The organism is Streptomyces sp. NPDC000345 (assembly GCF_042898825.1).
Classification (GTDB): domain Bacteria; phylum Actinomycetota; class Actinomycetes; order Streptomycetales; family Streptomycetaceae; genus Streptomyces.
In genome coordinates this window covers 218840-231973 of the sequence record NZ_JBIAZE010000009.1, presented here as the reverse complement: position 1 = coordinate 231973, position 13134 = coordinate 218840, and the positions used below count along the sequence as shown (strand labels likewise).

General features: G+C 71.0%; 10 protein-coding genes and 1 riboswitch. Of the genes, 5 read left to right on the top strand and 5 right to left on the bottom strand.

Translation table 11 applies throughout. The features are described 5' to 3' along the window. Positions 1 to 199: 199 nt before the first annotated feature. Positions 200 to 1075, top strand: coding sequence for an IclR family transcriptional regulator (locus ACFY30_RS23150; RefSeq protein WP_390847056.1), 876 nt, complete (start codon positions 200 to 202; stop codon positions 1073 to 1075). A 100-nt stretch (positions 1076 to 1175) separates the two neighbouring features. After that, positions 1176 to 1622, top strand: coding sequence for an SsgA family sporulation/cell division regulator (locus ACFY30_RS23145; RefSeq protein ID WP_390822916.1), 447 nt, complete (start codon positions 1176 to 1178; stop codon positions 1620 to 1622). Between the two features lie 147 nt (positions 1623 to 1769). Here the strand turns inward: ACFY30_RS23145 and ACFY30_RS23140 are convergent, their stop codons facing one another. Next, a complete protein-coding gene (locus ACFY30_RS23140; RefSeq protein ID WP_390847175.1) occupies positions 1770 to 3437 on the bottom strand; it encodes a YibE/F family protein in 1668 nt (555 codons plus the stop codon). Positions 3438 to 3833: 396 nt separating this feature from the next. After that, positions 3834 to 4022: riboswitch (TPP riboswitch) on the top strand. Between ACFY30_RS23140 and thiC the strand changes: the two genes are divergently transcribed. After that, positions 4015 to 5823: a phosphomethylpyrimidine synthase ThiC gene (thiC, locus tag ACFY30_RS23135; RefSeq protein ID WP_390847055.1), complete on the top strand. Its 1809-nt coding sequence runs from the start codon at positions 4015 to 4017 to the stop codon at positions 5821 to 5823. It overlaps the preceding riboswitch by 8 nt. A gap of 79 nt (positions 5824 to 5902) precedes the next feature. Here the strand turns inward: thiC and ACFY30_RS23130 are convergent, their stop codons facing one another. Beyond that, positions 5903 to 6307 (bottom strand): VOC family protein, encoded by a 405-nt coding sequence (locus ACFY30_RS23130; protein WP_390847053.1) that lies wholly within the window; start codon positions 6305 to 6307, stop codon positions 5903 to 5905. Between the two features lie 117 nt (positions 6308 to 6424). On the opposite strand from ACFY30_RS23130, the gene ACFY30_RS23125 reads away from it, so the two are divergent. Together ACFY30_RS23125 and ACFY30_RS23120 are read left to right on the top strand one after the other, a co-directional pair. Next, positions 6425 to 7321, top strand: a complete 897-nt coding sequence (locus tag ACFY30_RS23125; protein WP_390847052.1) for a LysR substrate-binding domain-containing protein — start codon at positions 6425 to 6427, stop codon at positions 7319 to 7321. Positions 7322 to 7367: 46 nt separating this feature from the next. Further along, a complete protein-coding gene (locus ACFY30_RS23120) occupies positions 7368 to 8867 on the top strand; it encodes a VWA domain-containing protein (protein ID WP_390847051.1) in 1500 nt (499 codons plus the stop codon). A gap of 141 nt (positions 8868 to 9008) precedes the next feature. Here ACFY30_RS23120 and ACFY30_RS23115 read toward each other — a convergent pair whose 3' ends face one another. From ACFY30_RS23115 to ACFY30_RS23105, 3 genes are all read right to left on the bottom strand, one after another. Next, complete coding sequence (locus ACFY30_RS23115; RefSeq protein WP_390847050.1) at positions 9009 to 9890, bottom strand: hypothetical protein; 882 nt, start codon at positions 9888 to 9890, stop codon at positions 9009 to 9011. 214 nt (positions 9891 to 10104) lie between these two features. Beyond that, entirely contained in the window at positions 10105 to 11187 is a 1083-nt protein-coding gene (locus ACFY30_RS23110; RefSeq protein ID WP_390847049.1) for a metallophosphoesterase, read from the bottom strand. A gap of 641 nt (positions 11188 to 11828) precedes the next feature. After that, entirely contained in the window at positions 11829 to 12941 is a 1113-nt protein-coding gene (locus ACFY30_RS23105) for a LacI family DNA-binding transcriptional regulator (protein ID WP_390847048.1), read from the bottom strand. Positions 12942 to 13134 lie beyond the last annotated feature (193 nt).

Sequence of the window (13134 nt, the reverse complement as noted above, 5' to 3'; positions counted from 1 at the left end):
GGGCGGCGCCTGAGCGGTAACAGGAATCGCCTGTTCCCTCGCCCGGGGGAAGTTTGGCGCAGGGCCCGGCTGTGGGCGGTGGCGGACGGTTAAAGTCCGGAACTCGTCGCGGGGAAGAGCCCCGCGAGCGGCGTACACCCCCCTCCCGTGTTTCCCCGCACGGGCCGCCCCCTCGCGCTTCGGGAGTGACCCCTTGGCCATGGTCGACACCGCATCCGTGGAATCGCACGCGCCCCCCGCCCCGCGGTCCTCCGCACCCCCGCTCCAGCGCCCGCCGAGCACGGCCCTCCCCGAGCAGCCCGGCGCCGCCACGAGATCGCCTCACCCGGCCTCGACGCTCATCGGCTCCGTCCAGCGGGCGATGCGTCTGCTGGAGTCCGTCGCCGCGCACGAGTGCGGAGCCCCGGCCAAGCAGTTGGCCCGCGAGACCGGGCTCGCGCTTCCCACGGCCTACCACCTGCTGCGCACCCTCGTGTACGAGGGCTATCTGCGCCGGGACAAGGGGCTGTTCTTCCTCGGCGAGGCGGCCGAGCGGCTGGGCAGCAGCGGAGCGGCGCAGAAACGTCGCAGCACGGTCGCCGACATCCTCGCCCAGTGGCGCGATTCGATCGGTGCCCCCGTGTACTACGCCCGGTACCGCGACGGCGAGATCGAGGTCATGTGCGTCTCCGACACCCCCGCCAACCCGGCGGTGGAGGAGTGGGCCGACTTCCGCGAGACCGGGCACGCGCACGCCGTCGGACAGTGCCTGCTGTCCCAGCTGGACGAGGACGCCCGCCGCGACCACCTGAGCCGCTACCCGGTCCGGTCGATCACCCCGTACACCGTCCGTGACGACCACACCCTGCTGCGGCGTCTGGAGCGCATGCGACGCATGGAACCGGTCGTGGAGCGGCAGGAATACGCATTGGGCACGGTGTGCGCCGCGATCCCGATCACCGTGGGCACCGCGGCGGCGACGATGGCCATCTCCCTGCCCGCACATCAGGCCGAACGACTGCTCCCCGCGGCGCGGCGGTTGCAGAGCGAGGTCGGGCGCACGCTGGGGTCAATTGCGATCTCTATCAGCATCTGAAAACTCACTCCTTGTGATGTGTTGTGCACTTTCAGCAAGATGCGATGCAGTGTCTTGGGTTGATTACCGGCCATTCGACGGCAAATGACGGGGTAACGCGATGCGCGAGTCCGTACAGGCAGTTCAGGCAGAAGTGATGATGAGCTTCCTCGTGTCCGAGGAGCTCTCGTTCCGCATTCCGGTGGAACTGGGCTATGAGGCGTGCGATCCCTATGCCGTACGGCTCACCTTTCATCTGCCTGGTGACGCCCCGGTGACCTGGGCCTTCGGGCGCGAGTTGCTCATCGACGGGGTGGGCCGGCCGTGCGGGGAGGGGGACGTACGGGTCTCGCCCGTGGACCCCGATGTGCTCGGCGAGGTTCTGATCCGGCTTCAGGTGGGCGGCGACCAGGCGCTGTTCCGGTCGTCGGCCGCCCCCTTGGTGGCCTTCCTGGACCGCACCGACAAGCTGGTGCCGCTGGGCCAGGAGGGTGCGCTCGCCGATTTCGACACGCACCTCGACGAGGCGCTGGACCGGATCCTGGCGGAGGAGCGAAGCACCGGCTGACCCGCCCGGGGCAAGCCGTGACGGAACGCTTCGCCACGGGGGTGGGGGCCCGCAGTAACGCTTCTTCTCTGATCTGCCGGTGGCTCGCCCTCCGCCGGGGCGGGGGGCGCCTCTCGGGCGCCCCGCCGCCTCAACGCTTCCGCCGCCTCAGCGCTTGCGCCGCCTGCCCCGGCCGCTCCGGGGCTGGGCGGGGCCTGCCGCCGCTCCCGCCGGAATCGACTCCGTCACCGAAGCGGCCGCTGTTCCCGTTTCCGGGCGGTCGGCCGCGACCACGAGGGCCGCGAGAGCCGTCGTGACCGGAACCGACGCCACCAGGCCGATCGAGCCCACCAGCGTGCGCACGATCTCCTCGGCGACCAGCTCGCTGTTGGCGACCGCGCCCACGCTGCTCTGCGCGATCGAGAAGAGCAGCAGCAGCGGCAGCGCGGCACCGGCGTAGGCGAGGACGAGCGTGTTCACCACGGACGCGATGTGGTCGCGGCCGATACGGATGCCGGCCCGGTACAGCCCGCGCCAGCCCATCGCCGGGTTGGCCTCGTGCAGCTCCCAGACCGCGGAGGTCTGGGTGACCGTCACGTCGTCCAGGACACCGAGCGAGCCGATGATGATGCCGGCGAGCAGCAGACCGCTCATGTCGATCGACGGGTACAGGCCGTGGATCAGGCCGGTGTTGTCGTCCGTGTTGCCGGTGAGCGCGGCCCAGTCGATGAACCAGGAGCCGAGGAAGCCGATCAGCATCAGTGAGATGAGCGTGCCGAGCACGGCTACGGACGTACGGGCCGAGAGACCATGGCACAGATACAGGGCGATCAGCATGATGGCGCTCGATCCCACCACGGCCACCAGCAGCGGGTTCGAGCCCTGCAGGATCGCGGGCAGGATGAAGAAGTTCAGGATCAGGAAGCTGGCGGCGAGCGCCACCAGCGCCATGACGCCCCGCAGCCGCCCGACGATCACGACGGCGACCGCGAAGATGATCGCCAGCACCGTCATCGGGACCCGGCGGTTCACATCGGTGACCGAGTACTGCAGGTCCTTCGGCGCCGAGGGCTCGTAGGCGACCACGACCTTCTCGCCCTCGTGCAACTGCCGTGACTGGTCCGGCTGGACGATCTCGGTGAAGGTACGGCCCGTGTCGTCGCCGGTGTCCACACGGATCGTGGCCTTCTTGCAGGTGCCGTTCGCCTGCTGCTCGGCGGAGGAGCCCTCGGCGGTCGAGGTGTCGCCGGTCGGCGTACCGCCGGAGGCGTTCACCGACTGGCAGCTCACGCTCACCACCTTGGTGACCGTGGCCTGCTGGGTCTGCCGGTCGAAGCCGACCCCGGTGCGCTCGTGCGCCGGGGCACCACCCGGCCACAGCACCACCAGCCCGACCAGCACCGCCGCCGCGAACGGGATGAGGACGGCCGCGATGACCTTGCGGAGATGCTTGGAGACCGGGGCGGCCGGGCCATGACTGTGGCTGTGCCCGTGCGTATGCCCGCGGGCGCCACCCGAACCGGCGCCGTGCCCGCCGTGCCGGCCGTCACCCGGGCCGTGCCCGCCGGTGTGCCCGTCGCCGGGGCCGTGCGCATGTCCTTCGCCGGCACCGTGCCCGGGTCCGTGTGCAGGGCCTCGGCCGTGTTCCGCACCGTCGTGGGGCTCATGCCCCCCGCCGTACGCCTCACCGGCGTCCTGCCCCTGGTCCGTGCGGTATCCCGCACCGTCACGGTGCTGGTGACCTCCGCCGTATTCCTGGCCGGGGCGGTGGCCGTGGTCTCCGCCGTATCCCTCGCCGCCGCCGTGCCCGGGACCTCTGTCCTGTTCTTGCCCCAGCGGACCACGGCCATGTCCGGGACCGGCCTCGCGGCCCTGGCCGTTGCCTGGCCCGGGACCACGCCTGAGGTCGTGGCCGCGGCCGGAGTCGGGTGCCCGCCCGGGCCCGCTGCCGAAGTCGCGGTCGTCTCCGCGGCCCTGGGAGGGCGCGCTGCGAGGACCGCCGAGAGGACCGTTCCCGGGGCCATGGCCGGGGCTGCTCCCGTGGCCGCCCCCGGGACCGTTCCCCGGGCCGCCGCCAGGACCGTTTCCGGGGCCGCCGCCGGTGCCGGGCCTGCGGGGTGGCTCGGGCGGCGGATACGGGGGCTGGTGTGTCGTGGTCACCGCCCGATCATCGCAAGAACGAAAGAGGCCCACTGTTCACCGCGCCACAAAGGACGCTAGCGTGGAGCCACCTTTTGCACACGCGGGAGCTCGGAGCACCGGGCTGAGAGGGCGCTGACCTCCGTCTTCGCGATGTTTCACGTGGAACGTCACTTGAGCCGAGTGATGTGTCACATGAACGTCGGCAGACGGTAGCCGCTGCGTCGACCGCCGAACCTGTTACCGGGTAATGCCGGCGTAGGGAGTAGGTCTCATGACCAACAAGGACGCACGCACGCCTGCCTTCACGCAGAACGCGGCCGGCGGAAACGCCGCCGACGCGACCAGCGAGAAGGCCGGGAAGTCCATCGGCTGGCACAAGGGGTACGTCGAGGGCAGCCGCCCCGACCTGCGCGTGCCGGTTCGCCAGGTGCATCTCACCAACGGTCGGTCGGTCACGCTGTACGACACCTCCGGCCCGTACACCGATCCGCTCGTCGACACCGACGTACGCAGGGGCCTGGCGCCGCTGCGCGAGAACTGGATCATCGCTCGCGGCGACACCGAGGAGTACGCGGGCCGTCCCGTCCGTCCCGAGGACGACGGCATCAAGCACACCGCGCCACGCGGCGGACTGCGCAATCTCGACGCGGTGTTTCCGGGACGCCCGCGGCTGCCGCGCCGCGGCCGGGACGGCAAGGCAGTCACCCAGCTCGCGTATGCGCGCCGGGGGGAGATCACGCCCGAGATGGAGTTCGTGGCTCTGAGGGAGAACGTTTCTCCCGAGGTGGTCCGCGAGGAGATCGCGGCGGGCCGGGCGGTGCTGCCCGCCAACGTCAACCACCCGGAGATCGAGCCGATGATCATCGGCAAGGGGTTCCTGGTGAAGGTCAACGCCAACATCGGCAACTCGGCGGTGACGTCCTCCATCGAGGAGGAGGTGGAGAAGATGACCTGGGCGACCCGCTGGGGCGCCGACACGGTCATGGACCTCTCCACCGGCCGCAACATCCACACCACCCGCGAGTGGGTGCTGCGCAACTCCCCCGTCCCGATCGGCACGGTGCCGCTCTACCAGGCGCTGGAGAAGGTCGACGGCAAGGCCGAGGAACTGACCTGGGAGATCTACAAGGACACCGTCATCGAGCAGGCCGAGCAGGGCGTGGACTACATGACGGTCCACGCGGGTGTCCGCCTCCCGTACGTCCCCCTCACCGCGAACCGCAAGACCGGCATCGTCTCGCGCGGCGGCTCGATCATGGCGGCCTGGTGCCTGGCGCACCACAAGGAATCGTTCCTGTACGAGAACTTCGAGGAACTCTGCGAGATCCTCGCCGCCTACGACGTCACCTACTCGCTGGGTGACGGCCTCAGGCCCGGCTCGATCGCGGACGCCAACGACGAGGCGCAGTTCGCGGAGTTGCGCACGCTCGGGGAACTCAACGCGATCGCCAAGCGTTTCCACGTACAGACCATGATCGAGGGCCCGGGCCACGTCCCGATGCACAAGATCAAGGAGAACATCGACCTTCAGCAGGAGATCTGCGATGAAGCTCCGTTCTATACCCTCGGCCCGCTGACCACGGACGTCGCGCCGGCGTACGACCACATCACCTCCGGCATCGGTGCCGCGATGATCGCCTGGTGGGGCACGGCCATGCTCTGCTATGTCACGCCCAAGGAGCACCTGGGCCTGCCCAACCGTGACGACGTCAAGACCGGCGTCATCACCTACAAGATCGCCGCCCACGCGGCCGATCTCGCCAAGGGGCACCCCGGTGCGCAGGAATGGGACGACGCGCTGTCCGACGCCCGTTTCGAGTTCCGCTGGGAGGACCAGTTCAACCTGGCCCTCGATCCTGACACGGCCCGGGAGTTCCACGACGAGACCCTGCCCGCGGAGCCGGCCAAGACGGCTCACTTCTGCTCGATGTGCGGGCCGAAGTTCTGTTCGATGAAGATCTCTCAGGACATCCGCAGGGCGCACGGCGGGAGCCAGGAGGAGATCGAGGAGGGCATGGCCCAGAAGTCGAAGGAGTTCGCGGCGAGCGGGAACCGCGTGTATCTCCCCCTCGCCGACTGAGGCGGCCCGGCAGGGGACCGAGGCCGTCCCGAGGGTCCCGGTCCGGGGAGTGGCTGACCCGGACCGGGCGCCCGGCCGGTCAGGCCGGGAGGTCCTGCGGGTACCAGCGGAGTTCCACGGTGTTGCCGTCCGGGTCCTGGACGTAGACCGACGTGGCGGTGCCGCGTGCGCCGAAGCGCTCCACGGGGCCTTCGAGGACCGTGAAGGTTCCCGTCCTGATGAACTCGTCCCAGTCCAGGGGGTCCACGGTGAGACATATGTGGTCGACGTTGGACTCTCCGCGGGGCCGGCCGACCAGGTCGAGGATGGTGTCGGGGGTGATCCTCACCGAGGGGAAGGGGACCTTGCCGGCCCGCCATTCGGCGACGCGTACCGGTTGCAGGCCGAGGTGTCCGGCGTAGAAGTCCAGGGCCCGCTCGATGTCGCCGACGTTGAGGACCAGGTGGTCGAATGCCTTCACGCGTAGAGCGGTCGAAGCGGTCATGGCGGGCTCCTCGGGTGGGGGTGCGGGCGGACACCTCTCACGATCCGCTGAAGGGCATCCGCCATCAAGGCAGGATCGGCATAAGATCGTTGAGCATGGCTAAACGCCGGGGGGACCGTGCTGGAACGGGTGGAGATCGAGACCTTTCTGACGCTGGCCGAGGAGCTGCACTTCGGCCGTACCGCCGAGCGCCTGCGCGTCACGACGGGGCGCGTCAGCCAGGTGATCAAGAAGGTCGAGCGGCGGATCGGGGGCTCGCTGTTCGAGCGGACCAGCAGAACCGTGCGACTCACGCCGATCGGACGGCAGTTGGCCGATGATCTGGTTCCCCTGGTCGCGGGGATGGAGGAGGCGCTCCGGCGTGCGGCTGACGCCAGTCGCGGTGTCACGGGAGAACTACGGGTCGCCTTCCTCGGCGAGGGGACGGCACCCGCCCTCCTGAAGGCGGTCGCCCTGTTCGGTGAGCGGCACCCGGACTGCAGAGTCGACGTACGGGAGGTTCAGCTGTCCAACTCCCGTGCCAGCCTGCTCGACGGCTCGATCGACGTCCTGATCGCCTCGTACCCGTTCGACGGCATGGCCTGCGGCCCGGTCATGCTCAGGGAGAGACGGGTCCTCGCGGTCGCCGCCGGGCATCCGCTCGCCGGCGAGGAGGCGGTGTCGCTCGAAGTGCTCGCGGACCATCCCGTGGTGCAGTACCCGGAGGTGACCTCGGCGGGGTTCAAACGGGACCGCACACCGGACCGCACCCCCTCGGGCCGACCGGTGCCCAAGGGGCCGACCGGAGGGTCCTTCTCCGAGATGCTCACGCTGGTGGCGATGGGCAGAGGCGTTCTGCCGGTCGGCGAACACGCCCGGCGCTACTACCCCCGGCCGGACGTGTCCTACGTACCCCTTCACGACGCGCCGCTGATCGAGCGGGGGCCGGTCTGGAGGGAGGGGAACACCACGCAGCGGATCCACGCGTTCGTCCGGGCAGCGGCCGACGCCGCGGAGAACCCCGCGTTCGCCTGAGCGCGCACGGCTCGGAAAGGCGGGGCGTCGGTGCTTGACTGAGCCCATGACTGCGCGATCCATGAGCAAGGGCGCGAACCTGCCGGTCGACTCGCCCGCAGTTCGTGTGGAACTGAGCTGGTCCGAGGGGACCGGAGGACCGGACGTCGATGCCTCGGCTCTGTTGCTGACCGCTGCCGGCCGGGTGCGGGACGACGGTGACTTCGTCTTCTACAACCAGCCGCGTCATACGTCCGGCGCCGTGACGCACCTCGGCAAGCAGCGGGCCGGCGGAGTCGTGACCGACACGGTGCAGGTGGACCTCGGCGCGCTGGAGAGCGCCATCGCGCGTGTCGTGCTGTGCGCGTCGGCCGACGGCGGCACCTTCGGACAGGTGTCCGGCCTGACGCTGCGGTTGCTCGGCCCGGACGGGCGGTCCGAACTGGCCCGCTTCGAGATGCGGGCGGAGACGGAGACGGCGTTCATCGGCGGCGAGCTGTACCAGCGCGAGGGGCGCTGGAAGTTCCGCGCGGTCGGTCAGGGGTATGCCTCCGGACTCGCCGGTCTGGCCACCGACTTCGGGATCACGGTCGACGAGGAACCGTCCGGCGCGGCCGCCCCGCCGTCCCCCGCGGCGGCTGCCCCGGCACCTCCTGCCGCAGCCGCCCCGACGCCTCGCGCCGCGGCCGCCCCGCCACCCCCTGGGGCGGTCGCCCCGCCCTTCCCCGCGGGGGCCGCCCCGGCGCCTCCCACCCCGCCCCCTTCGTCGCCCGCCGCGACCACGCCGCCTTCCGGCCCCCGCCTGACCAAAGGCGAGGAGCGGCTGCCCGTGGATATGCGCAAACGGTTGTCCCTGCGCAAGGAACAGGTGGCCGTCAGCCTGAGCAAGCGCGGCGCCGCGGGGATCCGCGCCCGGGTCATCCTCGTCCTGGACGCCTCCGGCTCGATGGCGTTCCTGTACTCGCGCGGTGTGGTGGCGGACGTCGTGGAGCGCATGGCCGCGGTGGCGGCCCAGCTCGACGACGACGGTGAGATGCAGGCCTGGACGTTCGCCAGCAACCCCGCACGACTGCCCGACCTGCGCCTGGGCGAGCTCCCCGAGTGGCTGCGGCTGCATGTGCGGGTGGGCGAGATCAGCCTGTTCCGCCGGGGCAAGAAGCCGCGCAAGGGACTGGAGGCGGGGCAGGTGGACATGCGGGCGGTCGGCATCCAGAACGAGGAGCAGAAGGCGATCGCCGAGGTCAGGGCCTATGTGCGGGACAACCCCGCGACCGCGCCCACCCTGGTCCTGTTCTTCTCCGACGGAGGGGTCTACCGCGACGCGGCGATCGAGCAGGAGCTGCGCGCGGCGGTCGAGGAACCGGTCTTCTGGCAGTTCGTGGGGCTCGGCCGGTCCAACTACGGCGTCCTGGAACGGTTCGACACGCTTCCCGGCCGTCGCGTCGACAACGTCGGCTTCTTCGCCGTGGACGACATCAGCACCGTCCCGGACCAGGAGCTCTACGACCGGCTGCTGTCGGAGTTCCCGTCCTGGATCACGGCGGCCGGCCGGGCGGGCATCCTCTGATCCGCGCCGGCCTCGGCTGATCCACGCCGGTCTCGGCTGATCAGCGCAGACATGGGCCGGTCCACGCCGACATCGACCGAACGGCTTGCGCTCCCCCACGCTCCCCAGGTCCACACGCGTACGGGGGCGCAAGCCGAGGGCCTATTCCGGCTGGTGCTCCGGGCCGCCGAAGTCCGGGCTCGTGTAGTCCGGGCTGGTGAAGCTCGGGCGCGGGCCGGTCCCCGGGCCGCCGTCGGGGCTGGTGAAGCCCGGACGGTCGTACCCGATCTTCGGGAGGCGACCGGTGGGGGCCGGCGGTGACGGTTCCGGGCGCAGCGCGGCCGTCGTGCCGGGGTCGGCGAGGGCTTCCCGCAGGAACGGCAGGATCCCGCGCTCCAGCAGGGCGTCCCGCCAGGCCTCCCTGGCGCGGTCGACCTCGTCGCTCAGTTCGCCGTACGGTCCGGCCTCCAGCGAGGGACGGTTGCGCAGTGCGGTGAGCAGCAGCCCGACGGTGGCGACGAGGATCGCCGCGGCGGCGATGGCCCCGAACGCCCATCCGACGTTGAGCATGGCCTGGGCGACCGTCTGATCGGGTTCGACCGCCCTGAGGAGGTAGCCCACGAGCAGGAAGATCACCGCGGCGGTTCCGGCGAGGACGGGGGTGAGGACGGCGGCGACGGCGACGGCGCCCGCCCCGGCGGCCTCGGCGGCCTGCGCCGCCTCCCCCATGGTGGTGGCGAGCCCCATCGCGGCCGCGCCCGGCTCACCCGGGCCGGACTCGTGCGGGGACGACGGGGTGGACGGCGCCGGGTGGCGCAGTTCCTCGCGGACCTTCACATAGTGGTGGTACTCGGTCGCCGCGGCGGCCGTGATCAGCGCGGTGGCGTTGAGCGCCATGGTGCGCAGTTGTTCGGGGTTGAGCCGCTGTCCGACCGCGGCCAGTTCCGGGTGGTGTGGTGCGGAGCGCAGCGCCTCGTCGAGGACCCGCTCGTACTCCTGGCGGTCCTCACTGTGCAGGTGCTGCGGAACGCTGTTCATGTGCATCCCCCGATGCTCCGTAGGGCTTGGGGCTCGCATGCCAACGAGCCGTCGGGCAGAAACGGAGGGGAGCCTGCTACGGATAAGCCGATGGTAGAGCGGCGACGGCCCGTGGTGACAGGGGGTTTGCCGAAATTGGCCCCTGGCCTGCGACGCCGCAGGCCGCCCCGACGCGGGCCGCGGCCGCCTCGTGAGCGCCCGGCCGGCCGCTCGTGAACGCTCAGACGTCCAGCGGCAGTTGCTGGACCAGCAGCTTTCCGGCCATCGTCACTCCGCCGTCCATCGCGATGGCCAGTCCGTCGGCGTAGACGTGCGGTCCCTCGACGTGCGGGCCGCCGTCGTCCTCGCCGTCCTCGGAGCCCACCTCGCCCAGCAGGTACGGGATCGGGCTGTGTCCGTGAACGATGCGGGTGCCGCCGTACGTATCGAGCAGGGAGCGGACGGCGTCGGCGCCTCCCTCGTCGCGGAAGGAGAAGCGCTTGGTGAACTTGCGGAACAGATCCCACACCTCGTCCGCGTCGTTGCGCGTGATCGTCTCGCGGATGGTGTCGTTCACCGCCTCGATCGAGTCGCCGTAGTCGAGGTAGGCGGTGGTGTCGGAGTGGACGAGCAGATGACCGTCGACCTCCTCGACGGCGTCGAGCCGGGCCATCCACTGGAGGTGGTGGTCCTGGAGGCGGTCCATGTCGTACTTCTGGCCGCCGTTGAGCAGCCAGGCCGCCTGGAAGGTGGCGGTGCCCGCACCGGAGTTGACGGGCGTGTCGCCGAACCGCTTGGCGCCGAGCAGAAGCAGCTCGTGGTTGCCCATCAGGGCCTTGCAGTAGCCGCCGGCCGCGGCGGCCTCGGCGGACAGGCGCATCACCAGGTCGATGACGCCGATGCCGTCCGGGCCGCGGTCGGTGAAGTCGCCGAGGAACCACAGCCGGGCGGTGCCCGCGCACCACTGGCCGGCCGTGTCGATCAGGCCCTTCTCCTGCAGCGCGGCCACCAGTTCGTCGAGGTAGCCGTGCACGTCCCCGACGACGAACAGCGGTCCGGGACCGGTCGCGGGCAGCGGGGCCGGGGCGGCCGCCGGGTCCACGGCCACCTGGAGCGTGTCACCGCGGTTGATGACCGGCAGGTCGCGCTGCGTGGGCGTGTAGCCGTCCGGGTGCTCCAGGGGCTCCTCGAGGGGCGGGGCGACGTTGCCCGGATGCGTGTCCTGGTCGTACGGACCGGTCTCGTGCACGTACGCGGGTACCCGGAAGTCGCGCAACGTCGCCGTCCGCTCCGCCTCGGGTCCCTGACCGGCCCCCTGAGTCATCAGACCCCTCCACCATCGCGCCGCATGCACCCTTCGGGCTGCCTGGTCGCAGCTGCCCGCGGTGCCGTGCGCCCATCATAGGAATGCGGATCGGGCCGTGTGATGACCCAGGGGTGGTGAATCGGAGCAGGGCTCCAGTTCCTCGCGGCTTTCGCCCCGATTGGGCCGGGCTTCGGCAGTCGACACACACCCGGCGCACACCCCACTCGTACGCGCCCGGACCTTCCGGCGGGGCGCAGTTCGCCTTCTCGCCCCGTAGCGGAAGGCGGCGAAGGGACGCAGGGCGGTGGCAGGGGGCGCGTACGGCGGATGCGCGCCGAAGCCGTGCGAGGGCGTCGCGCGCTCCGCCGCACCCCGCGCGTCGCACGCGCCCTCCCCCCACGCCCGGCGTGTCCGCCCGCGCGCCCTACGACCGCATGCCGGCAGTGCCCGCACGCGCGTCCGGCCCCACGTCGCGAGCCCGTACGCGCCCTACGGCACAGGCCCGCTGTGCACGTACGCACCCGTGTCGTGGCCTTGGCAGCGCGTGCCGGGACCGGGCGCCGCCCCCAGCCCTGGATCGGCACCGCGCCAAGACCCGAGCGACCCGCCGTACCGACCCGCCGTACCGACCGGCCGCCGTACAGGCGAGCGCGTCGCCCCTACCCGTTCTCCGGCGCCCGGGGCGGGCTGACCGTCGTCCGCGGCGGACGTCGCTGAGAAGAGGTACGGACGATCAGCTCGGTCGGTATCACCTGTTCGACGGGCCGGTCGGACTCCACGCCCTCGATCGCGTCGATGAGGAGCTGGACCACCGCCGTGCCGATGCGGCGCGGTTTCAGGGAGAGCGTGGTGATGGGCGGCTCGGTGCTCGCGTACACCGTCGACTCGCTGCAGCACACCAGCAGCAGGTCCTCCGGCACCCGCATCCCGTAGCGGCGGGCGGCGGCGAGCAGATCGGTGCCGTTGGGGTCGAACAGGCCGTAGACCGCGTCGGGCCGGTCCGGGCGGGCCAGCAGCCGGTCGGCGGCGACGGCGCCCGCGCACGGGTCGTGGGCGGGGTACGCCTCGTAGACCGGGTCCTGGCCGACGCGCTCGCACCAGCGCAGGTACGCGGTGGTCGACAGATGGGTGTACGTGTCCGTCGTGGTCCCCGTCAGCAGGCCGATCCGGCGGGCGCCGGCGTCGGCCAGGTGGTCGAGGATGTCGAGGACGGCGGCCTCGTGGTCGTTGTCGACCCATGCGGTGACCGGCAGCGGGCCGGCCGGGCGGCCGTCGGAGACGACCGGTAACCCCTGCCGGACGAGCTCGCTCACCACCGGATCCTGGTCGGACGGGTCGATGACGACCGTGCCGTCCAGGGCGACGTTCGACCACACGTCGTGGCGCGAGGTCGCGGGGAGGATGACGAGCGCGTAGCCGCGGGCGAGCGCGGCCGAGGTGGCGGCGCGCGCCATCTCCGCGAAGTACGCGAACTCGGTGAAGGTGAAAGGTTCATCCCCGTACGTCGTCACGGTCAGACCGATGAGGCCCGACTTGCCGGTACGGAGTGTTCGGGCCGCCGCCGAGGGGCGGTAGCCCAGTCGGTCGGCGACCTCGCGGACATGGCGTCGGGTGGCGTCGGGGAGCCTGCCCTTGCCGTTGAGGGCGTCGGAGACGGTTGTGATGGAGACTCCGGCGGCGGCGGCCACGTCCCTGATGCCCGCCCGGCCCGGCCGGTTGCCTCGACGTGAGGTTTCCGCGCGGCTCACCTGGTGCTTCCCTGCTGCTGTCATGGCGAGCCGATAGTAGGGCTCATCCGGTGGGGTAGGGCGGACGCATATGCACGCGTTGACAGGCACGTTTCTGCAAGGCCAAAGGGTGTCAAATCCCTTTGAAATAAAGGTAGTTGGGCGTTCGTATGGCAGGACGTGACGTGTTGGCGCGCATGAGCCTGCCAAGGCACCGATGTTTCGAAGAGGTCTCAAC

Coding starts and splice junctions, on each gene's coding strand:
- ACFY30_RS23150 (WP_390847056.1), top strand. CDS start 200: ATGGTCGACACCGCATCCGTGGAATCGCACGCGCCCCCCGCCCCGCGG.
- ACFY30_RS23145 (WP_390822916.1), top strand. CDS start 1,176: ATGCGCGAGTCCGTACAGGCAGTTCAGGCAGAAGTGATGATGAGCTTC.
- thiC (WP_390847055.1), top strand. CDS start 4,015: ATGACCAACAAGGACGCACGCACGCCTGCCTTCACGCAGAACGCGGCC.
- ACFY30_RS23130 (WP_390847053.1), bottom strand. CDS start 6,307: ATGACCGCTTCGACCGCTCTACGCGTGAAGGCATTCGACCACCTGGTC.
- ACFY30_RS23120 (WP_390847051.1), top strand. CDS start 7,368: ATGACTGCGCGATCCATGAGCAAGGGCGCGAACCTGCCGGTCGACTCG.
- ACFY30_RS23115 (WP_390847050.1), bottom strand. CDS start 9,890: ATGCACATGAACAGCGTTCCGCAGCACCTGCACAGTGAGGACCGCCAG.
- ACFY30_RS23110 (WP_390847049.1), bottom strand. CDS start 11,187: ATGACTCAGGGGGCCGGTCAGGGACCCGAGGCGGAGCGGACGGCGACG.
- ACFY30_RS23105 (WP_390847048.1), bottom strand. CDS start 12,941: ATGACAGCAGCAGGGAAGCACCAGGTGAGCCGCGCGGAAACCTCACGT.